A 22,742-nucleotide genomic window follows, 5' to 3' on the forward strand; every position below is an offset into this window, starting at 1 on the left:
ACTGATTATAGTTTCACTTTATAATAGTGAGTCATTTAGAGACTGTAAAATTGTAAACAGTCTCTTTTTTTGTGAAAATAAAGCTGGAAACATACTACGTATGCAAAGGGGAATTAGCGATGAATCCAGAAATTTCGCAGTTGTTAAAACAAATAGATTCAAGGAAAGAGGAATTGCTCGAACTTACAAAAACATTAATTCGTTTTGAAACACCAGCGCCACCAGCGAGAAATACAAATGAAGCACAAGAATTTGTTGCAGATTTTCTAAGAAAACGAAATTTTAGTATTGATAAATGGGATGTATATCCGAATGACCCGAACGTTGTTGGTGTAAAAAAAGGGACGGAAAGCGGGACATATAAAAGTCTTATTATTAATGGACATATGGATGTAGCTGAAGTGTCGATAGATGAGGCATGGGAAACAAATCCGTTTGAGCCGTTTATAAAAGACGACTGGTTAGTTGGAAGAGGCGCGGCAGATATGAAAGGTGGATTAGCTGGATCCTTATTTGCTATTCAGCTTTTAGAAGAAGCGGGAATTGAATTGCCGGGTGATCTAATATTTCAATCAGTAATTGGAGAAGAAGTAGGAGAAGCAGGAACACTTCAATGTTGTAAACGTGGTTATGATGCTGATTTTGCAGTCGTAGTGGATACGAGCAATTTACATATGCAAGGACAGGGGGGCGTAATTACTGGATGGATTACTGTGAAAAGCCCGCGAACGTTTCATGATGCAACACGTAGACAAATGATTCATGCCGGAGGACGTCTATTTGGAGCGAGTGCAATTGAAAAAATGATGAAAATTGTGCAAAGCTTACAAGAACTGGAGCGCCACTGGGCAGTCATGAAAACGTATGAAGGCTATCCATCGGGAACAACAACAATTAATCCAGCTGTTATTGAAGGTGGCCGGCATGCAGCGTTTATTGCTGATGAGTGCCGATTGTGGATAACAGTACACTTCTATCCAAACGAAACGCATGAACAAATAATAGAAGAAATAGAAGCGTATATAAGAAAAGTAGCAGCTGCTGATCCATGGTTAAGTGAAAATCCACCGCAATTTAAGTGGGGCGGAGAGTCGATGATTGTGGATCGTGGTGAAATTTTTCCTTCTTTAGAAGTAGATAGTGAACATGTAGCTGTAAAAACTCTTAGTGCGGTACATGAATCTATTTTATCTAAAAATGCAATTTTAGATATGTCTGCAACAGTAACGGATGGTGGGTGGTTTAGTGAATTTCATATCCCCGCCATTATTTATGGGCCAGGTACACTAGAAGAGGCCCATTCTGTAAATGAGAAAGTTGAAGTTGAACAGTTAATTGAATTTACAAAAGTAATAACGGCGTTCATATATGAATGGTGTCATACGAAAAAATAGATTTGTATATTGAAATCGTACGGGTCTGCAACTTGTACGATTTTTTAGTGAACTATTTCAGAGTTGAACTTAAACAACAACTGAAATAGTTTTTTATCCCGCTATTCGCCGGGCAGTAAGCCCCCCACCTCAAAATTCAGGGAAAGCAAAGAAGTTAGGTGGGAGATCAACGGCCCATAAAAACCCGATTGGTGAAGGCTAATAATCAGTGGGGGATGAACAAAACCCCTACTGATTAAAGTTTTACTTTATTTTTCTATGTCTTTCGTTTTAGTTCAATTAATTTCTCTTTTGCTAATTCAACAGCAATTGCATCATCTAAATAGCCAATTGGAAAGAGATAGTCGGGGATAATGTCTGTCGATAAAATGAAATACAGTAATGCACCCCCAAGAATTGCACGTTCTTCTTTTGAAATGGTTTCATTACAAAATTGTTGATACATATCTGTTAATTGTTCAATGAAAGGGCCTGCACTATCAATCTGTTCTAACTTGCTTGAAAAACTTTCATGAATACGTTTTTCACCTTCTGTTGTTTGAGCATAGCGTTCATAAGTTTCAAGTTCTTGTTTTACGCGAGTTGTTGTGTAATCGAAGTCGAATAAGTTAGAGGATTGTAAAGTTTGCTGAATTGTATCAAGAGATGTATACATATCCGTCTTTTCTTTATTTATGTGAGGAGAATTAGGATACATTTCATCAAATAACAATTGAGGCGGAACTTGCAGACATTCTGCAAATTTTTGTAGATGTTTTTGTTTTGGTTGTTGTTTACCATTCATAATTCTTGAGATTGTTGCTGGATCAATATTTGTAAGTATTCCTAGTTGGCGCATGGATAAGGCACGTTCTTTTAAAAGCTTTTTGATTAATTTACCAAGACGATCGTTTGGGTTTTCTTTAGGCATAGTGAAGGCACCCCTTTTTATTGTTGAAAAAATGTTGAGCATTTATTACAAGTATATGAAACAGACAGGCACAGTTGCTCAACATTTTCATAATATGCATTGAGAAGTGAGAAAAAGAGGTGACTGTTTATGAGTACGGCAGGTATATTTTCAATTCTTTTAATCGGAATTGCTTCTAATTTAGATAATGCAGGTGTTGGGATTGCATATGGCATTCGTAAAATTCGTATTTCGTGGTTTAACAATTTTATCATCGCATTTTTTGGTTTTTTATTTACTTTATTAGCTGGTTTTTTGGGGAATTGGATCGCATTATTTATTTCAGAGTTTACAGCAAACCTGATTGGAGCAATTGTTTTAGGGATAATCGGAGTGTTTATTTTATGTCAGCCTTTCTTGAGTAAAAAGGACACCATAGAATCTAAAGATGGTAGTGTACTTTTGGGGATTTTACGTGATCCAGAAAAAGCAGATTTTGATGGATCGAAAACAATTAGTTTTTCTGAGGCTCTTGTTTTAGGGGTGGCATTATCTATTAATAATATTGCAGGTGGGTTTGATGCTGGAGTAACAAATTTGAATCTGTGGCTTACGGCATGTATTTCTGGGGTGTTTAGTTTCATTTGTATTAGTGGCTTTTCATATATAGGAAAACGATTTTTAGCGGAATACTTAGGGAAATGGGCGACGGTAATTGCAGGCGTATTATTAATTCTTATTGGGATAGATCAGTTGTTGTAAACATAGAAAGGCAATGTTCGAGCATTTCCTCGGAAATACTTGAATAAATTTCATATATCGACATCGGATATTTATTTCTTAATAAACATAAGAAGCACCTACAAAGGTGCTTCTTAGCGTATATCTTCAATTAATTGTTCCGATTCCTCGTGCATACTATATTCACTTAAAACTTGGATACAAAGCCATTTTAGTTCCTCAATACTATGCTCAAGTTCTTCAGGGAGTACATGATGAATATCTTCGAGTCCCATTCCGAAATGTATAAGCTCTAGTACTTGATCATCGATGTTTCGATCCATTAATAGTTCAAGTACTTCTAAATTGAATATGTATCGGTGAGCTTCGTCGAGTGAAACAACTTTTAGCTTTAAGCTTTCTACAATACTCAATATAAAAAGAACAATTGTTTTTTCAAGAACAGGTTGTTTCGCCATTTGAAATATTAGTTTCATCTTTTACACCTCCACATATAGCGCTAGGTTGTACTATACTATTCAGGAGGGGGGAGCAAATATGCATAATAAAGAGAAACTTTCAGTACTGTTTTTGTAAGGATATTGATGACCAGTAACAATGAATTTTCCGTAAAAAAATCCTGCTATATTAGCAGGATACCGCCCAATTAAAAAATGCTCCAACCTTCTTGAGCAGAAAGAAGTTCAAGAATTTTAAAACCAGCGATACTATTTCCGTTTGCATCTAAAGCTGGCCCGAAAATGCCGATACCCATCTCGCCTTTTACGCAACCGAAAATACCACCAGCTACACCGCTTTTTGCAGGGATACCAACACGAATTGCAAATTCACCAGATTCGTTATACATACCGCATGTAACCATAAATGTTTTACAGATTTTCGTAATATGTTTAGGGATAATTTGTTTTTTCTTATATGGATCATATCCGTCCATTGCAAAAATTAAACCAATACGTGCTAAATCAATACAGTTTACTTCAACTGCACATTGACGAGTGTATAAATCCATAAGTTCCTCAATATCACAATCGATAATTCCATTTTGTTTCATATAGTAACAAAGTGAACGATTTAAGTAAGCCGTCTCTAATTCTGAATTGGCAACTTTAGAAGAATAATTAATAGTAGGATTATCTGTTATTTCCCGTACAAAATGAAGGATACGCTCCATTTTTTCTTCGTTATCTTGTCCTGCTAACATGCTTGTGATAGCTAATGCTCCCGCATTAATCATTGGATTAAGAGGTTTAGATGGGCTTGTCGTTTCTAACTTAATAATAGAATTGAATGGGTCACCAGTTGGTTCCATTCCAACTTTAGAAAATACATATTCTTCACCGCGATCTAAAAGTGCAAGTGCAAGTGTAATTACTTTGGAAATACTTTGAAGAGTAAATAATGTCTGTGAGTTACCAGCATGGATATATTCTGTTTCTTTATGGAAAATGGCAATCCCTAAATCGTCTGGATTTGCATTTCCTAGTTCGGGGATATAAGTAGCAAGTTTTCCTTTTTTCGTATATGGTTTTACTTGTTCTAACAACTGTTGTAAGTTGTTTGTTTCAATGCACTGCATAGTACCACCGCTCCTATTTCGAATTAACTAAGTTTACTTTTCCCGATATGCTCGGAAATAAATAATAACATGAAAAAGTGGAATGATAAAACGAAAGTTACATGTTCTATAGTGGGTCTTTAGTTTAGATTATTCTGTAATAAAAGAGGAGAATTCCCCTTTTATATAACAGTTTGGAAATAGAAAACTTATCCATAAAAAGTTCGGAAATAAAAACTACACATCTATACAACTATATGTTATTATGGTTATGTAAATAGAAAGCGTTTTCTAAAGCGTACTTATAATGATAACGATTTCATAAATTTGATAGGGGGAATTAAAATGTTGCAGTTTTTACAACGTATTGGTAAAGCGCTAATGCTTCCAATTGCCGTACTACCAGCAGCAGGATTATTGCTTCGTTTAGGGCAACCAGATGTATTTGATATTCCTGTTATGGCACAGGCCGGCGCAGCGGTTTTTGATAATTTAGCACTTATTTTTGCAATTGGTATTGCAATCGGTCTTTCAGTTGATGGTAGTGGTGCAGCAGGTCTTGCAGGTGCAATTGGTTATCTGGTTATGAAAAACAGTATTGATGCACTTAGTAAGGGATATTCTACTGTAGAATTACAAGATAAATTAGGTAAAGTTCAAGATTTAATAGGTAATAGCGCAAATATAGATCCATCTAAGCTGGCAGATACAATGACACAAGTATCTAAGGCCGCCGAATTATCGACTAAAGTGGATATGAAAGTTTTAGGTGGTATTATTGTCGGCGTTATAGCAGGATTCCTTTATAATAAATTCCATAAGATTAAACTTCCAGAATGGTTAGGTTTCTTTGCTGGAAAACGTTTCGTTCCGATTGTTACATCGGTTGTGATGCTAATATTAGGAATTCTATTCGCACAAATTTGGCCAGCAATTCAAAATGGCATCGATGCATTGGCTCATGGAATTGTTAATTTAGGTGCAGTTGGTTCAGGTCTATTTGGTTTATTAAACCGTCTATTAATTCCAATTGGCTTACACCATGTAATGAACACATACTTCTGGTTCGTATTTGGTGACTTTACAAATGCAGCAGGTAACGTTGTAAATGGTGATATTGCTCGCTTCCTTGCAGGGGATAAAACAGCAGGTATGTTTATGACTGGTTTCTTCCCAGTTATGATGTTCGGTTTACCAGCAGCATGTTTCGCAATGATTGCAGCTGCTAAACCAGAAAAACGTAAAATGGTTACAGGTATGTTAGGTGGCCTAGCATTGACTTCATTCTTAACTGGTATTACAGAACCGATTGAATTCTCATTCATGTTCCTATCACCAGTATTATATGGTATTCATGCCGTGTTAACAGGTATTTCTTTATTCGTAACAACATCACTTGGCATTCACGATGGTTTCACATTTAGTGCCGGTGCAATTGATTACTTCTTAAACTTTGGTATTGCAACGAAACCAGTATTGCTAGCGGGAATCGGTTTAATTTACGCAGTAATTTACTTTGTAGTATTCTACTTCTTAATTAAGAAGTTTGACTTGAAAACTCCTGGTCGTGAAGATGACGATGAGTTAGTTGAAGAGGGTGATGCACCAGTTGCAGGTTCAATTGGTGAAACTTACGTAGCAGCTTTAGGTGGAAAAGACAACTTAACAGTTATTGATAACTGTGCAACACGTCTACGCTTACAAGTGAAAGATGCTAGTCAAGTAAACGAAGCTGCATTAAAACGTGCGGGTGCGAAAGGTGTTATGAAATTAAGTAACACAAGTGTACAAGTTATCGTAGGTACAAATGTTGAATCTGTTGCCGATGATATGAAAAAACACGTATAAATAATTAAATAAGAGGATATCCAAAAAGACTGATAATATCAGTTTTTAGAGGATATCCTCTTTTTTTATGTTAAAAATTTAACGGGAATCTTACTTTTGTAAATTTTCTTTTTCTTTTTTGTACATATAGGTTGGTTATATGTACAGTGCGTGATAAAGTAGTGATGTTATAGAATAGATTATCCAAAATATAGGTGGAAATTAAAAGTAAATTATCGGTAAATAAGGGGAAAAAGGCAATCATGGATCAGGAAAAAAATAATGCAAATGGGAAAGCACGTCGGCCGATTGTATACATAAAAAGAACAATCATTCTCGTCTTACTATTATCACTTGTATATTTCATGTATACAAAAATTGTTGCGCTTAATAAGAAAGAGGAAACTTTAAAAGCGGCAGCAGAAATGAAAAAACAAGAAGAGCTAAAAAAGAAAGAAGAAGAAAAAAAGAAGCAAGAAGCACAAAAACAAAAAGAGCAGGAAGAACAAGTGAAGCAAGCGCAAGCTGTGGAGAAGCCTGCTGAGGGACCACCTCAAGAAATTAATGAAAATGCTCAATTGGATCAATATTTACAGAGCATGGGATTTAGTGGAACAGCTGTTATTGTGAAGAATGGGAAAGTTCTTGTGAATAAAGGATACGGCATGGCTAATAAAGAGAATCAAGTGCCGAATAATTCAGAGACGACCTTTTATATTGGTTCTATTTCAAAAGCGTTTGTAGCGACTGCTATTATGCAATTAAAAGATCAAAATAAGTTACAAGTAGAGGATACAGTTACAAAGTATATTCCAGACTTTCCTCAAGGTAATAGCATACAGTTAAAACATCTATTAACACATACATCAGGAATTCCAGAGTATGAGCAGGGGACAGAGGATATTTCTCATGAAGAATTGATCAAACGAATAGGAAAGCAAAAGCGTATTGGGAGTCCGGGAGAGAAATGGAAGTATTCTGATTCAAACTATTCTATACTTGCTTACATTGCTGAGAAGGTAAGTGGACAGTCGCTCGAAGAATATATAAAACAGCATATTTTTGCGACCGCGGGTATGAAACATTCTGGTTTTGGAACAGCGTTGGAACAAACAAGATTCCCATCAACGGGTTATAAAATAGTGAATAACAATATGACAACACCTAATATTCCGAGCATGTCACAACTATATGGTTGTGGTGATATATATACGAGCGCACATGATTTATATTTATTTAATGAAGCACTCTTCTCTGGAAAATTAATTTCAAAAGAGAGTTATAATCAAATGTTTACTGCTGTGAAAAAAGATTACGGATTTGGCTGGTATGTAGATCCAGGAAGCTATTCAAATCATGGTGTAATGCCAGGTTGGAATTGTTTAAATGGTTTTAGTAAAAATGGTAGTGTATATGTTGTTTTATTATCTAACATTCAAAATAACATTAAATCATTTGGTAAAGTGAATAACGATATTTATACGATGTTACGAAATATTGAAGTGTAAATGACTGTCTTTTTTGGATAGTCTTTTTTTCTTGAGGAAGTGTATGTGCAATGGGATAATGAAATAAAGTGAAACTTTAATCAGTGGGGGTTTTCTTCATCCCCCACTGATTATTAGCCTTCACCAATCGGGCTTTTACGGGCAGTCGATCACCCACCTAACTTCTTTGCTTTCGCCGAATTTTGAAGTGTGGGTCTTACTGCCCGGCAAATAGCGGGATAAATGGAAAAGGGGACGTGATATGAGTATACATAAGCATCACGCACGTAATGCGAAACGTATTTTTTTTGTATCTGTCATTGTATGGATTATCGTTGCAATTGGATTAGTGATGGAATATAAAAAAGGGATGCTATTCACTTCAGAGAAAGACAATCTGCAATTAATAGGTATTTTACTACCAGCAATTGGATTATTAATATATAGCTTTATAGAAAAACGAAGATCAAAAATACTTAAACAGGAAAATTATAATATAGAGACTTCTGAATTACTTGAGCAACAAAAATTTGTTGTTCGGAAAGAGGTAGGGATATTTCAAGTAATAACGTACTTTGGATTAGAAGGAAATACAGTAGGTTTTTTAAAAGAAGAGTATGATTTTGTTATTCAAAGTGTATGGCAAGCTGTACTCTCTTTTCTTTTTAAGGGACTACATAAGCAACAATTTTATTTATATAATCACTCAGGAGAAAGATTGTTGCGTGTTCAAAAGAATATGGGAGTACGCAACTTCTATATTTTTTCGAATATGGATGGAAAGAAAATTGGGGAGTTGAAACAAGTACTAAGTTTAACAAAATGGGAATGAATCTTTTTAGGGGTGGATGGTAAAGAATTTGGTAAAGTGACTGGGGACCTTTCAGCAACAAGGCAGAAAATAGACTGGCGAGATGGCACGCATATTGATGTGAAAGAAGATGGTATTCCGTTAGAAGCTGTTAAGTATTTTTCGGCAAGCGGTGGTTCTCTTGTTACAGCTTCTATCAGTGAACAGGCAGAATTACCACGAGCGGTTTATTACAGTACAGCTGCCATTGTTACAATTAAAAATTAAAATACTTATAAAGATAGATGGGATACCGTCTATCTTTTTTATTTAGTTAAAAATTCTTGTTTCTTTGAAAAATGTATGTCTTACCTATCACATAAAAAGCCTGCTTTGTATACATTAAGATGTATGAATGTATTTTTTATATTTTAAAAATAAATAGGAGGAGAAGTGTATGTGTCTGTTCAGAAAATATTGGCATAAATTATCCCGACTGTTTAATAGACAATTAGGTTATTTTTTAGATGACAAGTTACTGCCTGCTGTGGAACGACTTTTATTTTCGCAAAATTTTGCGAGATTTATTCAAAGAAATTCTAAGCAAGCTACAGAAGAATTTATTAAATCAAGTCAATTTCAATCGATTATTTGTAACATTTTAAAAGAATGTAATACATCACCGTTTAAAGAAATTGCAAAGCAATATTTAGGTAAAAATGTCGAAATTACTGTGACGGTTGGGCAGTTAACAGGTGTTATTGTAGCAGTTGGCGACGATTTCTTAATACTGCAAGAAGGAATAGGAACTGAAGTTTTATTACCATTTACAAGTATTATATCAATTAAAGAAGTGTAAGAAAGGAGAGTTATATATGTTATTTACTGATGAACTGCGTAACCATGTTGGTGAGTTAGTGCAAGTTGTGACAGCTGTAGAAATTGTTGCAGGCATTCTTTTATCTGTGACAGACGGGGCAGTAAGTGTTCGTACTTCTCCTTCCTATGGACCACCGGAAGATGTAATTGTGCGTACTCCTATTATTGCCTATGTTCGCTTGGAAGGGTAAGCGTGATACAAGTATGAGAGTATCAGTTGTTATTCCGGCGCATAATGAAGCAAGTACGTTATCTCAAGTTTTAGTAGAAGTGGAGAAGCTGAAGCCGTATGAAATTATCGTAGTAGATAATGGATCGACAGATGGGACGAAAGAAATAGCAATACAACATCATTGTCATGTGATTTATTATAAACATTCTCTTGGCAATGATGTGGGACGGGCAATTGGAGCAAGAGAAGCAAAAGGTGAAATTGTCTTGTTTTTAGATGGTGACATCGTTATTGAGAGTAAAGAGTTACAATGTTTCGTGAAAGGGATTCGGCAGGGGCACCAAATTGTTGTGAATAATTTAACATGGTCGGTTTATTTAAAGATGAGACCACATTATACGACAGTTGGAAAATTCATGCTGAATCGCTATTTGAATAAAAAGGAGCTTGTTGTTGGATCTTTAATCGCAATTCCACATGCGATGAGTAGGGAAGTTATTGAGAAACTTGGGTGGTGGAATTTAGCAGATCCAGCATTATTTCAAGCGATGGCGATGTCTAGAGGAGTAGATATTGTCGATGTGGCTTCGGTCGATGTAATTCATACAAATAAGGTTCGTCCTGTGCATACGGGAATATCACCTGGTTCTCCTTATCCGAAAGCGACTAGTCGTATTATGGGTGATCATTTACGTGCTTTGCAATATGTAATTGAAATATATGGTAAACGCGGTGGTTTTTCGGAGGGAAACAGAGATAGAGAGTTTATAGGGAAATATAAACCAGCTGTATTAAAGAAGGAAAAAGCGAAATATAGTGCGATTATACCAGTGTCAGAAGAAAAGATGACTATAAAATCTGTTATACAAGAAGTGAAAAAAGCAGGAGTAGATGAAATTATTGTTGTTGCGAATGGAGCGGATATCGAGACTATTAAACAGGCACAGCTAGAGAATGTTATTGTTGTTGAATTCGGGGAGGCGCTTGGACATAATGTAGCGCGAGCGATAGGAGCCATGCATGCTACAGCTGATATTTGTTTATTTGTTGATGGTGATTTTGCTATTCCGGCAAAAAAACTAACTCCCTTTTTGCATGCTATTGAAGATGGGAGTGATATGGCATTAAATGATTTGCAATGTTTATTAGATATGTTTCATCCCGCGGATCCAATTAGTATGGGAAAATACTTTGTAAATTTAGTAGCGAAACGACCAGATTTATGGAATAACTCACTAACGGCAGTGCCACATGCTATGCATAAGAAGGTAATAGATAAAATTGGATATGACTCTCTCATTATCCCGCCATTAGCTCAAATGAAAGCTATTTTGGAGGGATTCTCTATTACAGCAGTACAATTTGTAGATGTTATAAAAACAAATCGAGTACGCCCAGAGCAACATGGATTTGTTAATGGACGTATTCCAGCATTTGACCGTATTTTCGGTGATCAACTTGAGGCGATTGCTTATCTATTACAATATACAGACGAACGCGGGAGTTTTACAGATGGAGAACGGGATAGAGATATTATTCAACAATTGAGAAAGGAAGAAAAGAATACAGATGAATGCTAGTAGTAAAGTAGCTATTATTGGATTAGGGTATGTTGGTCTTCCTTTAGCGGTCCATTTCGCAGAAAGAGGATATACAGTACTTGGACTAGATAAAGATACTAGGAAAATAGAATCGATTATAAAAGGAGAAAGTTATATTCCAGATGTTTCTTCTAAAGAGTTACAAAGTTTATTAACTAAAAAAAGCTTACTAGTAAATACACCAGATAAAGGTGTTACTGAGTTCCAAAAGAGTGATTATGTTATTGTTACTGTCCCGACTCCAATTAATGAGCAAAGAGAACCGGATTTAAGTGCTCTCATTTCAGCTTCGCATTATATACAACAAAACCTTCAAAAAGGACAAACCTTCATTTTTGAAAGCTCCACATATCCAGGTACACTTGAGGAAGTTATCATTCCTATTATTTCTCAAACTGGTAAAAAGGTAGGAGTGGATTATTATATTGGTTATTCACCGGAGAGAATTGATCCGGCAAATAGTCAATATTCAGTTCAATCGATTCCAAAGGTTATTAGTGGACAAACAGAACAATGTAAACAAAAGGTACAGGATTTGTATAGCACTATCTTCGATGTAGTTGTTCCTGTTAGTTCTCCAAAAGTAGCGGAGATGTGTAAGCTATTTGAAAATATTCAGCGCTTAGTTAACATTTCGTTAGTAAATGAGTTAAATATGCTATGTGAAAGTTTGAATATTAATTTTTATGAGGCGCTTGAAGCTGCATCTACAAAACCGTTTGGATTTACTCCGTATTGGCCAGGACCAGGAATAGGAGGACATTGTATTCCTGTAGATCCTTTATATTTTCAATGGAGAATAAAGAAAAATGGGGCTATTAGTCAATTAATTGAGGCGGCACATGTAATTAATGAAGAAATGCCAGAGAAAATAGTCGGAAAGGTAAAAGGCATGGTGCAATCACCCGCAACGGTTTTAATTGTAGGGATTGCGTATAAGAAAGATGTAAATGATTTGAGAGAATCACCAGCATTGCCAATTATTCAATTACTAATAAAAGAAGGATACGAGATAGAATACCATGATCCATATATTTCTTCTGCGGAAATTGGAGATAGGGTGTATCAATCTGTTTCCTTGGATGAACAAAAGGTTAAACAAGCAGATTGTATATTAATTTTAACTGATCACTCTAATATCGATTGGGAGCTTTTTAAAAGAATAAAGCGAGTAATCGATACACGTGGAATTATAAAGAAGGTGAGTGCATGAGTAAGAAATGTTTAATTACAGGTGGAGCAGGATTTATTGGATCACATCTAGCTGAAGAATTAGTGAAAAGAGGTTATGGAGTCACAATTGTGGATAACTTCTATAAAGGGAAAAATAAATATCATAATGAGTTAATGAAAGAGATTCCAGTTATTCCAATCAGTGTTTTAGACAAAAAGGCAATCGATGAATTAGTAAATCAACACGATGTAGTATTCCATTTGGCAGCAATATTAGGTGTTAAAACGACAATGGAAAAAAGTATAGAACTCATTGAAACAAATTTTGATGGAACGAGAAACATTTTACAAGCAGCATTAAAAGGCAAGAAAAAAGTAGTCTTTGCGTCTACTTCAGAAGTATATGGTAAGGGCAAGCCACCTTTCTCTGAAGAAGGAGATCGATTATACGGGGCAACTTCTAAAATACGCTGGAGTTATGCAGTTTGTAAAACGTTAGAAGAGACATTATGTTTAGGATACGCATTAGAAGGTTTGCCGGTAACGATTGTTCGTTATTTTAATATTTATGGTCCAAGAGCGAAAGATGGTCCGTATGCAGGGGTAATCCCACGATTTATCCGGGCGGCTTTGCAAGGTGAAGACATTCTCGTATATGGCGATGGAAAGCAGACACGTTGCTTTACGTACGTAAGTGATGCAGTAGAGGCAACGATTCGAGCAATGGATGAGAATGTAAATGGTGAGATTATTAATATAGGTTCTGAGAATGAAAAAAATATTAAAGAAGTAGCAGAAGTAATCAAAAAACTAACAAATTCTTCTTCAAAAATTGTACAAGTTCCTTTTGAAAAAGTATATCCACATGGTTTTGAGGAAATTCCAAATAGAAGACCAGACGTAACAAAATTAAGAGAACTTGTTCAATTTCAAGCGACAATAACGTGGGAACAAGGATTGAAAGAAACTATTAAATGGTTTCGTGAAGAAAACAATGGCTAAGTCATTATCGGTTATTATTCCCGTATGTAATGAAGTGGATACGATTTCAGACGTGATTCAATCGGTAAAGCCATTCAATCCAGTAGAGATTATTGTAGTAGCTAATGGTTGCAATGATGGTACAGAAGGGGTTGCTGAGAGTTTAGGATGTAGAGTAATTCAGAATAAAGAGTCACTTGGTAACGACGTTGGCCGCGCAGTTGGTGCAAAACATGCGATAGGTGATGTATTACTGTTTATAGATGGAGATTTCGCTATTCAAACTTCAAAATTGCAATTATTTCTTAATCCGATTTTACATGATCAGGCTGACATCGTTTTAAATAATTTGGATGCATTATTTTTAAAAAAACAAAAACCACATTCCGTTACAGTATGGCGCCAAATATTAAATGCAATGTTAGAGCGCGAAGAATTAAAAATTGATTCTTTATTATCTGTACCTCATGCGTTGACGAAAGAAGTCGTTCAAAGTATTGGATATGAATGTTTTGTTAATCCTATTGTAGCTCATTTACGCTTAGCACAAAGTAAGTGGAAAATTAGTCGTCATTGTGCAATTGACGTCATTACGCCGAATAAATTTCGGCCACTCGAGCATGCAGCATATGGCACAGATCTTGCACAAGCTGAAAAACGAATGATAGGTGACCATATAGAAGCTGTAGCGGAGCGGATAATAGGCAGCGATGAGCGTGGAGGATATTATGATGGAAATCGGAAAAGAGAGAGTGTCTATCATACTTTAAATTTTGAAGATTTTTATCAAGGATGGGGCGTTACATCTAATTTGTATAAAGGAAAGCAATTATCGGTAATTATTCCTGTACAAGATGAAGAGAAAACAATTGGAAACGTTATAGAGGAGCTTCGTAAAATTGAACCTTTTGAAATCATCGTTGTTGTAAATGGTTCGTCAGATAAAACGGCAACAATTGCAAAAGAAAAAGGAGCAACAACAATTATATATAAAGAAGCACTCGGAAACGATGTGGGGCGTTCGCTTGGAACTTATTTTGCAAAAGGAGAAATTGTGTTATTTATAGACGGTGATTTTGTTATTCCAGCTAGTGAGCTATATCCTTTTGCAAAAGCTATTGCAGATGGGCAAGATGTCGCATTAAATGATCTAAATCATTATTTAGATTTAAGAGTACCACTTCATCTCGTAACTGCATTTAAATATGCGTTAAATTTAGCTTGTGATAGAAAAGATTTAGGAGTAGGCTCTCTTATTGCCGTACCTAATGCATTTAGTAAGACGTGTTTGAAAGCAATAGGATATAGTTCTTTACTGTCACCTTGTGTAGCGCAAGTGAAAGCTGTTCTTTCAGGATTCGAAATTGCATGTGTCAGTCGTGTTGAGGTCGATAAAATGAACCGTATTCGTCCCAGTGAACATTTTGCAAAAATAGGACATCCTCCAGCTGTACTTCGAATTATTGGTGATCATATGGAAGGATTAGAGCAATTAATTGCATTAAAGGGCAGTCGGGGTGGATTCTATGATGGAAATAGAAAAAGAGATGTTTTATAGGTAACAAAAAAAGTGTACAACATATGTACACTTTTTTGTTCCGTTATAAAAACTATAACAGATTAGGAGATAAGAGTATTACAGCTCTACAATGGGTATTGTTCTTATATTACAAAATAGGACTCGTATATAAGGATACCAAAAAAATACAATTAAAGAAAGGGTTAATTATAAAGACTTTTGAGCGAAGTTAACACTATGCATACAGTAGTTTGCTCAACATTTCACAAACATGTCACAACTATTTCGTTCACTTTCGCAAAAAAGTAGTATTCTAAGTGTGTAAGCTGTTATATAAAAAATCTTATTCCTGTACTAATCAAAAATGGAGGAGATTAGGATGACTCAAATATTAGAAAATGTAAAAAACGCATGGGAAAACTTTAAAGGTGAAAAATGGAAAGCAGAGATTGATGTTCGCGATTTCATTTTAAATAATGTAAACGTTTTCGAAGGGGACGAATCTTTCTTAGCGGGAGCAACTGAAGCAACGAAAACACTTTGGGATCAAGTAATGGATTTAACAACAAAAGAACGTGAAAACGGTGGCGTTCTTGATATGGATACAAAAATTGTTTCTTCTATTACATCACATGAACCAGGATATTTAAATAAAGATATTGAAAAAGTAGTCGGTTTCCAAACTGATAAGCCATTTAAACGTTCATTACAACCATATGGTGGTATTCGTATGGCGGAACAAGCTTGTGAATCTTATGGATACGAAATGGATAAAGAACTTAGTAAGATTTTCAGAGACTGGCGTAAAACTCATAATCAAGGTGTATTTGATGCATATACACCAGAAATGAAAGCGGCTCGTAAATCAGGTGTTATTACTGGTCTTCCAGATGCATATGGACGTGGACGTATTATCGGTGATTACCGCCGAGTAGCGCTATATGGTATAGATCATTTAATTGAAGCGAAAAAAGCTGATTTTAATTTAACTGGTGGTGTAATGAGCGAAGAGACGATGCGTTTACGCGAAGAGTTATCTGAGCAAATGCGTGCACTTCAAGAATTAAAACAAATGGCTTCTTCTCATGGTTTTGATATTTCTAAACCAGCAACAAATACACAAGAAGCTTTCCAATGGTTATACTTCGCATATCTTGCAGCGATTAAAGAGCAAAACGGAGCTGCAATGAGTCTTGGACGTACTTCTACATTCTTAGATATTTACATTGAAAGAGATTTAGAAAATGGTACTTTAACAGAAGAAGAAGTACAAGAAATCGTGGATCACTTCATTATGAAATTACGTCTTGTGAAATTCGCAAGAACACCTGATTATAATGAATTATTCTCTGGTGACCCAACTTGGGTAACTGAATCTATCGGTGGTATGGCTTTAGATGGTCGTCCATTAGTAACAAAGAACTCATTCCGTTTCTTGCATACATTAGATAATTTAGGACCAGCTCCAGAACCAAACTTAACAGTTCTTTGGTCTAAACAATTACCAGAGAACTTTAAAAACTACTGTGCAAAAATGTCTATTAAAACATCAGCAATTCAATATGAAAATGATGACATTATGCGTGATGACTACGGTGATGACTACGGTATTGCTTGTTGTGTATCTGCAATGAGAATCGGTAAGCAAATGCAGTTCTTCGGCGCACGTGCAAACTTAGCGAAAGCATTACTATATGCGATTAACGGCGGTAAAGATGAAAAATCTAAAGCTCAAGTTGGCCCTGAGTACGCACAAATTACTTCTGAAGTATTAGATTATGAAGAAGTTATGCATAAGTTTGATATGACAATGGAATGGTTAGCAGGTCTATATTTAAATACATTAAACGTTATCCACTATATGCACGATAAATATAGCTACGAGCGTATTGAAATGGCGCTTCATGATACAAATGTTCTTCGTACAATGGCGACAGGTATCGCAGGATTGTCTGTAGTAGCAGACTCATTAAGTGCAATTAAATACGGAAAAGTAAAACCAATTCGTGATGAAAATGGTATTGCAGTTGACTTTGAAATTGAAGGTGATTTCCCTAAATATGGTAACAATGATGATCGTGTAGATGAAATCGCAGTAAATCTTGTGAAAACATTTATGAATAAACTTCGTAAGCATAAAACATACAGAAATTCTGTTCATACAATGTCAATCTTAACAATTACATCTAACGTCGTATACGGTAAGAAAACTGGTAATACTCCAGATGGCCGTCGTACTGGAGAACCATTTGCACCGGGCGCAAACCCAATGCATGGTCGTGATACAAAAGGTGCATTAGCATCACTATTATCTGTAGCTAAATTACCATATGAAGATGCACAAGATGGTATTTCCAATACATTCTCTATTATTCCAAAAGCACTTGGTAAAGAAGATGATGTACAAGTACGCAACTTAGTATCTATGCTTGATGGTTATGCAATAAAAGAAGGACATCACTTAAATATTAACGTATTTAATCGTGAAACATTAATGGATGCAATGGAGCACCCTGAAAAATATCCACAATTAACAATTCGTGTATCTGGTTACGCTGTTAACTTTATTAAATTAACTCGTGAACAACAAATTGATGTAATTAACCGTACAATGCATGAAAGCATGTAAGTGAAAAAAGTGTCCCTCCGCTTTTAATATGTAGTGGAGGGAGGCTGTTTCAATAAAGGAGGAAGTAACATGGTAAAAGGAAGAATACATTCTGTAGAGTCTTGTGGTACTGTTGATGGCCCAGGGATTCGTTATGTCATATTTACACAAGGGTGTTTATTACGTTGTCAATATTGCCATAATGCTGATACGTGGGAGATCGGTAAAGGAAAAGAAATAACAGTTGAAGAAGTAATGCAGGATGTGACATGTTACCTTCCATTTATTGAAGCTTCTGGAGGCGGTATAACAGTTAGTGGTGGAGAACCATTATTACAGTTAGATTTCTTAATTGAATTATTTAAGAAATGTAAGGAAGTTGGAATTCATACAACAATTGATTCTTCTGGAGGTTGTTATTCTGAAGAGCCAGAATTCCAGCAAAAGTTGGATAAATTAATGGATTATACAGATTTAGTTTTATTGGATTTGAAACATATTGATTCAAAGAAACATCGTAAATTAACAGGGAAATCAAATGAACATATTTTACAATTTGCTCGTTATTTATCGGATAAGAATAAACCGATTTGGGTACGACATGTATTAGTTCCAGGTGTTACTGATAATGAAGAGGATCTGCAAAAATTATCTAGCTTTATTCAAAGTCTGTCTAATGTTCAGAAAGTTGAAGTGCTACCATATCATAAGCTTGGTGTATATAAATGGGAGGCGCTTGGGCATAAATATCCACTCGCAAATGTAGAACCACCTACGGAAAAAAATGTAGAACAAGCGAGACATATTTTAAAAGCAGTCTAATCCAAATATTGGATTAGACTTTTTGCTTTCTTTACAATAAAACCTAGAGTATATATATAGAAAAGAGTATACTGAAAAAAGAATATCCATATTTTTGTAAGGAATAAGTGGAGAAATTTACATAATTGTAAAGGGAAATCAAAATAGTAAAAAGAATTAAGAAGTAAAAGAGTGAGTATCATGGAATAGAGAACATTTGTAAGTTATTGCGAAAGCTCTTATAGGAAAGTATAATGTAAAGATATGAGCACGGATAGGATTAAGGGGTCAATCTTATATGCTTTGCATATCCACGACAGGTACATAGCTAACAGGGGAATATTGGAATCCAAGTATGTAATGTTTAAGGAAAATGTTTTTCCTATTGTCGTATATGCAATATGGAGAAACAAAAAGCTAGGAGTGGATTTGTTTGATAAAAAACCCCAAGGTTTTAATTTTAACTGCACATTACGGTAATGGTCATGTGCAAGTAGCGAAAACATTAGAACAAACATTTCGCCAAAAAGGAATTGAAAATGTAATTGTATGCGACTTGTTTGGAGAATCACATCCATTTATAACTGACATTACAAAATATTTATATTTAAAAAGTTATACAATAGGAAAAGAATTATATCGTTTGTTTTATTACGGGGTAGAAAAAATTTATGATAAAAAAATAGCATCTTGGTACGCAAATTTTGGAAGGAAACGTTTGAAATCACTTTTACAAGTGGAGAAACCGGATATCGTTATTAATACCTTTCCAATCATAGCTGTACCTGAGTTGAAAAAGCAAACAGGTATTTCAATCCCTGTTTATAATGTGTTGACGGATTTTTGTGTGCATAAAATATGGATTCATCGTGAAGTAGATCGTTATTTTGTAGCAACTGATCACGTGAAAAAGGTGATGGTTGATATTGGTGTACCTGCGGAACAAATTGTTGAAACTGGAATTCCAATTCGTAATAGTTTTGAGCTAAAGATAAATCAAGACATTATATATAATAAGTATCAGTTATGTAAGAATAAAAAGATTTTACTAATTGTAGCAGGTGCTCATGGGGTACTAGGAAGTGTAAAAGAACTATGCCAGTCATTTATGGCCGTACCTAATTTACAAGTAGTTGTCGTTTGCGGAAAAAATGAAGCTTTAAAACAGGATTTATTAGGATTACAGGAACAAAATTCGGATGCTTTAAAAGTATTTGGTTATGTTGAAAACATTGATGAGTTATTCCGTGTTACTTCTTGTATGATTACGAAGCCAGGTGGTATTACATTAAGCGAAGCAGCAGCATTACAAGTACCTGTCATTTTATATAAGCCTGTCCCAGGACAAGAAAATGAAAATGCGTTGTATTTTGAAAAAAAAGGAGCTGCAGTTGTAATCCGTGATGACAGTGAGGTTTTTGCAAAAACAGAGGCGTTATTACAAGATGATATGAAGCTTCTCCAAATGAAAGAAGCAATGAAAAATATTTATCGTCCTGAACCGGCATGTCATATCGTGGATACAATTTTGGAAGAAAATCATGCAGAGCCGAATCATATACCTATGAAATCACCTGCTCTTGCAGAATCATTTACTTAATATGTAACCCTCTTTTATATGTTTAAAGAGGGTTCCTTTTATTGTAAGGATTCCTTTATCCGGCTATTTGAGGGAAGTAAGACTCCCATCTTGAAATTGGGCGAATGCGAGGACGTTAGGTGGGAGATAGCTTCCCGTAAAAGCCTTCACTTTATCCACAAAGGGATGCGCTTTCATTAGACGGTAAAGTCGGAATATTAACAACTATATCCACATTGTCCACAATTTTTAGAAAAATATCCACAATTCCAGTAGTTGATATGTGCGAAAATATATAAAAATATCAAAGTTTTTAGAAAAATATTCACAATCATATCGATGTTGTGGATAAAGTTGTCCACAACAAAAGAGTTCCCTTATGTATAAGGGAACTCTTTTAGGTTATTTCTGTCAGTCGGGAAAATTATGTAATGAAAATGAATAATTAGGGGGGAAAACTTCTAATTATTCATTTTCACTTTAAATACTTTTTGAGCGATATCCCGCTGCACGATCTGCTTTTCGAAATTCTCGTTGATATAGAACTTCTTGTGTACTAGATAATGTATTTTTCGCTTTGTCACGTTTCTTTTTATCCATTACAAATCACCTCGTGTCCTAAAGTCACTATCTATCGTTTCCAAAGACATGGGGTGATATACATATATGCCAAACGGTTAATGATTAATTATTATTTCTAAAAATTTAGATTACGCTTCTTTTAAGTGGTGGGCGTCTTGGAATGTTGTATCACGCATTGTTGCAAGTGTATATTGATCTTTTGGAATTTCATATAGATTATATACTTCTTCATTTACGTTAATTTCATCATAAACGGCTTTTCTCGTTTCGTTTGCTAGATTCACATATTGTAGTTTTTCGGCAGCTTTAATAGAACGAATATTTATTTTGCGAATACGCATAAAGATGGTTTCAATATCTAACTCATAGAAAAGTTCGCTAAAAAATGAATCTTTCGCCAATTTATTATAGCCTTTGCCATGGTATGGTTTTCCAAGCCATGTTCCAAGGAATCCAGCTTTTTCTTGCACATCAAATAAAGTAATTGTTCCGATAGGGTTACCCCATTCATCTAAAATTGTGCGTGAAATTAACTCTCCACGCTCTTCGGCTTCAATGGTTTGTTTCGTTAAAAATAAATATTCCTCATAAGAATAAGCCTTTTGACGCACAAAAGGGAAGACAGCTGGATCCACCATTAACTCGTATAGAACGTGGCTGTCGTGTAAGTCGCGTTTTTTCAACACACTAACTCCTCCTCACACGAGGGTAGCATGACGAAAAAGCACCCCACCCTCGAAATTTTTATATCAATCTTTAAAAAATTTCGGGGTGGGAATCGAACCCACTAGAACCAGTTTATAACGCTGGTGGCGCACCATTTGCCTTCCCCATTCATCAATTTGAAAATGATAATCACGACACAAATTGATTATGGTTTCATTCAGTTTATAATCGTATAATACTTTATCTAGTCAAAAAAATAAACTAGTTTTTTTTATTTTTTTTGTAAATTATTTTTCCGTCAATCATAGTTAGTACAGGCTTGGCTAAATAATGGAAAGGATGATGTGTCCATAACACGAGATCAGCGTCTTTTCCAACCTCAATGCTTCCAATTCTATCCTCTAAACGCAAATTTCTCGCTGGAAATATAGTGATTCCTTCCAATGCAGTTTTCTCGTCTAACCCTTCCCTTACTGCGACAGCGGCACAAACATTTAAATATTGAATTGGTGTATAAGGGTGATCAGTTGTTATAGAAACTTCTACTCCATTTTTAGATAATATATGGTAAGTATCCCATGTTTTGTTTTTTAGTTCGATTTTAGACCGGCGTGTAAGAGTGGGACCAACTGAAACTTTTAAATTGTGTTTTGAAAGCTCTTCAACAATAAAGTGTCCTTCTGTACAATGCTCAATACGTAAATCAAGATTGAATTCTGTTGCAAAGCGTAAAGCAGAACTAATATCGTCAGCACGGTGAGCGTGGATACGTACCGGTATTTCGCGGCGTAATGCTTTTAAAATAGGGAGCATTCGAAAATCAGCTTCATGCCCGTAGTGCTGTGCTTCATAGAATGATTCCCGAAGTAACCCCATAATGCCCATGCGTGTAATGGACTCTTTCGTTCCATTACTATGAACCTTTTTAGGGTTTTCTCCAAAGGCAATCTTTAAACCAGCAGGTTCTTGAATAATCATGTGATCAATACAAGTTCCAGCAGTTTTTATTACACAAGTAGTACCGCCGATAATATTTTGACTCCCAGGCATAACGTGAACAGTTGTGATCCCGTTTTGTACAGCGTCTTGAAATGCGATATCAAAAGGATGGATTCCGTCTAAAGAACGGATATGTGGTGTTGAAACTTCAGAGGTTTCGTTAGCGTCATTTCCAGCCCAACCAGTGCCTTCATCATAGAGACCAAGGTGAGTATGGACGTCAATAAATCCAGGTAAGAGATGAAGAGCTCGCGCATCTATAACGGTCATATCTTGAGTAGGCTGAATAGAAGGTTTGACCTCAGCAATTCGTTCTCCTATAACGAGTACATCACCTTGAAACTTGGGAGATGTAATAGGATACACAATGGCTTGTTTGAGCAATATTTTCATAGGTACCTCATTTCTGTTACTTTACAATATTAATGTGATTGAAGAAAAAGTAACTGAAAGGTTATTTGTGTAGTAATGCTCTGAATCCTAGAAAATGAAAGTTTTG

The 22,742-nt window shown here is 35.4% G+C and carries 19 protein-coding genes and 3 pseudogenes; 16 read left to right on the forward strand and 6 right to left on the reverse strand.

The genetic code is table 11. The features are described from left to right. Positions 1-71 precede the first annotated feature (71 nt). The gene (locus ACUN26_RS26470) at positions 72-1,394 is read left to right on the forward strand and encodes an acetylornithine deacetylase (protein ID WP_002037899.1); all 1,323 of its coding nucleotides are present in this window, start codon (positions 72-74) and stop codon (positions 1,392-1,394) included. Between the two features lie 256 nt (positions 1,395-1,650). Here the strand turns inward: ACUN26_RS26470 and ACUN26_RS26475 are convergent, their stop codons facing one another. Then, positions 1,651-2,304 (reverse strand): DUF1232 domain-containing protein, encoded by a 654-nt coding sequence (locus ACUN26_RS26475; protein WP_001123713.1) that lies wholly within the window; start codon positions 2,302-2,304, stop codon positions 1,651-1,653. A gap of 129 nt (positions 2,305-2,433) precedes the next feature. Between ACUN26_RS26475 and ytaF the strand changes: the two genes are divergently transcribed. Continuing rightward, entirely contained in the window at positions 2,434-3,045 is a 612-nt protein-coding gene (gene ytaF / locus ACUN26_RS26480; protein ID WP_000100716.1) for a sporulation membrane protein YtaF, read from the forward strand. 113 nt (positions 3,046-3,158) lie between these two features. Here the strand turns inward: ytaF and ACUN26_RS26485 are convergent, their stop codons facing one another. Both ACUN26_RS26485 and glsA read right to left on the reverse strand, forming a co-directional pair. Then, the gene (locus ACUN26_RS26485; RefSeq protein WP_000766598.1) at positions 3,159-3,500 is read right to left on the reverse strand and encodes a DUF3969 family protein; all 342 of its coding nucleotides are present in this window, start codon (positions 3,498-3,500) and stop codon (positions 3,159-3,161) included. 170 nt (positions 3,501-3,670) lie between these two features. Next, a complete protein-coding gene (glsA, locus tag ACUN26_RS26490; RefSeq protein ID WP_001149858.1) occupies positions 3,671-4,600 on the reverse strand; it encodes a glutaminase A in 930 nt (309 codons plus the stop codon). A gap of 69 nt (positions 4,601-4,669) precedes the next feature. On the opposite strand from glsA, the pseudogene ACUN26_RS26495 reads away from it, so the two are divergent. From ACUN26_RS26495 to ACUN26_RS26560, 14 genes and pseudogenes are all read left to right on the forward strand, one after another. Then, a pseudogene (locus ACUN26_RS26495) lies at positions 4,670-4,783 on the forward strand (transcriptional regulator). Between the two features lie 141 nt (positions 4,784-4,924). Beyond that, positions 4,925-6,427: an N-acetylglucosamine-specific PTS transporter subunit IIBC gene (gene nagE / locus ACUN26_RS26500; RefSeq protein ID WP_000938904.1), complete on the forward strand. Its 1,503-nt coding sequence runs from the start codon at positions 4,925-4,927 to the stop codon at positions 6,425-6,427. A 242-nt stretch (positions 6,428-6,669) separates the two neighbouring features. After that, a complete protein-coding gene (locus tag ACUN26_RS26505; protein WP_000371825.1) occupies positions 6,670-7,914 on the forward strand; it encodes a serine hydrolase domain-containing protein in 1,245 nt (414 codons plus the stop codon). Positions 7,915-8,155: 241 nt separating this feature from the next. Further along, positions 8,156-8,971: pseudogene (locus ACUN26_RS26510) on the forward strand (sugar ABC transporter ATP-binding protein). Positions 8,972-9,140: 169 nt separating this feature from the next. Further along, the gene (locus tag ACUN26_RS26515; protein ID WP_000335537.1) at positions 9,141-9,542 is read left to right on the forward strand and encodes a hypothetical protein; all 402 of its coding nucleotides are present in this window, start codon (positions 9,141-9,143) and stop codon (positions 9,540-9,542) included. Positions 9,543-9,558: 16 nt separating this feature from the next. Beyond that, the gene (locus ACUN26_RS26520) at positions 9,559-9,753 is read left to right on the forward strand and encodes a hypothetical protein (RefSeq protein ID WP_000899471.1); all 195 of its coding nucleotides are present in this window, start codon (positions 9,559-9,561) and stop codon (positions 9,751-9,753) included. Between the two features lie 13 nt (positions 9,754-9,766). Further along, a complete protein-coding gene (locus ACUN26_RS26525) occupies positions 9,767-11,314 on the forward strand; it encodes a glycosyltransferase family 2 protein (protein WP_002037904.1) in 1,548 nt (515 codons plus the stop codon). Next, positions 11,304-12,548 carry a nucleotide sugar dehydrogenase gene (locus tag ACUN26_RS26530; RefSeq protein WP_000994263.1) on the forward strand — a complete coding sequence of 415 codons (1,245 nt, stop codon included), beginning with the start codon at positions 11,304-11,306 and terminating at the stop codon, positions 12,546-12,548. The genes ACUN26_RS26525 and ACUN26_RS26530 overlap by 11 nt, the downstream gene beginning before the upstream one ends. Next, on the forward strand, positions 12,545-13,510 hold the full coding sequence (locus ACUN26_RS26535) for an NAD-dependent epimerase/dehydratase family protein (RefSeq protein WP_000037046.1): 966 nt from the start codon (positions 12,545-12,547) through the stop codon (positions 13,508-13,510). Before ACUN26_RS26530 ends, ACUN26_RS26535 begins: the two co-directional genes overlap by 4 nt. Beyond that, complete coding sequence (locus ACUN26_RS26540; protein ID WP_001130017.1) at positions 13,503-15,047, forward strand: glycosyltransferase family 2 protein; 1,545 nt, start codon at positions 13,503-13,505, stop codon at positions 15,045-15,047. The genes ACUN26_RS26535 and ACUN26_RS26540 overlap by 8 nt, the downstream gene beginning before the upstream one ends. Beyond that, positions 15,016-15,241, forward strand: a pseudogene (locus tag ACUN26_RS26545) (hypothetical protein). The gene ACUN26_RS26540 and the pseudogene ACUN26_RS26545 overlap by 32 nt, the downstream one beginning before the upstream one ends. A gap of 146 nt (positions 15,242-15,387) precedes the next feature. Beyond that, on the forward strand, positions 15,388-17,637 hold the full coding sequence (gene pflB, locus ACUN26_RS26550) for a formate C-acetyltransferase (RefSeq protein WP_000192131.1): 2,250 nt from the start codon (positions 15,388-15,390) through the stop codon (positions 17,635-17,637). A gap of 69 nt (positions 17,638-17,706) precedes the next feature. Beyond that, a complete protein-coding gene (pflA, locus tag ACUN26_RS26555) occupies positions 17,707-18,438 on the forward strand; it encodes a pyruvate formate-lyase-activating protein (RefSeq protein ID WP_000238486.1) in 732 nt (243 codons plus the stop codon). 412 nt (positions 18,439-18,850) lie between these two features. Beyond that, positions 18,851-20,017, forward strand: a complete 1,167-nt coding sequence (locus ACUN26_RS26560; protein WP_000594698.1) for a diglucosyl diacylglycerol synthase — start codon at positions 18,851-18,853, stop codon at positions 20,015-20,017. Between the two features lie 459 nt (positions 20,018-20,476). Here ACUN26_RS26560 and ACUN26_RS26565 read toward each other — a convergent pair whose 3' ends face one another. The 3 genes from ACUN26_RS26565 to ACUN26_RS26575 all read right to left on the reverse strand — a co-directional run bounded on the left by ACUN26_RS26565 (position 20,477) and on the right by ACUN26_RS26575 (position 22,636). Continuing rightward, positions 20,477-20,596, reverse strand: coding sequence for a YfhE family protein (locus ACUN26_RS26565; RefSeq protein ID WP_000358484.1), 120 nt, complete (start codon positions 20,594-20,596; stop codon positions 20,477-20,479). Positions 20,597-20,706: 110 nt separating this feature from the next. Beyond that, positions 20,707-21,264, reverse strand: coding sequence for a GNAT family N-acetyltransferase (locus ACUN26_RS26570; RefSeq protein ID WP_000914740.1), 558 nt, complete (start codon positions 21,262-21,264; stop codon positions 20,707-20,709). A 241-nt stretch (positions 21,265-21,505) separates the two neighbouring features. Further along, positions 21,506-22,636 (reverse strand): amidohydrolase, encoded by a 1,131-nt coding sequence (locus ACUN26_RS26575; protein ID WP_000698290.1) that lies wholly within the window; start codon positions 22,634-22,636, stop codon positions 21,506-21,508. Positions 22,637-22,742 lie beyond the last annotated feature (106 nt).

Source organism: Bacillus sp. WC2503 (genome assembly GCF_052682895.1).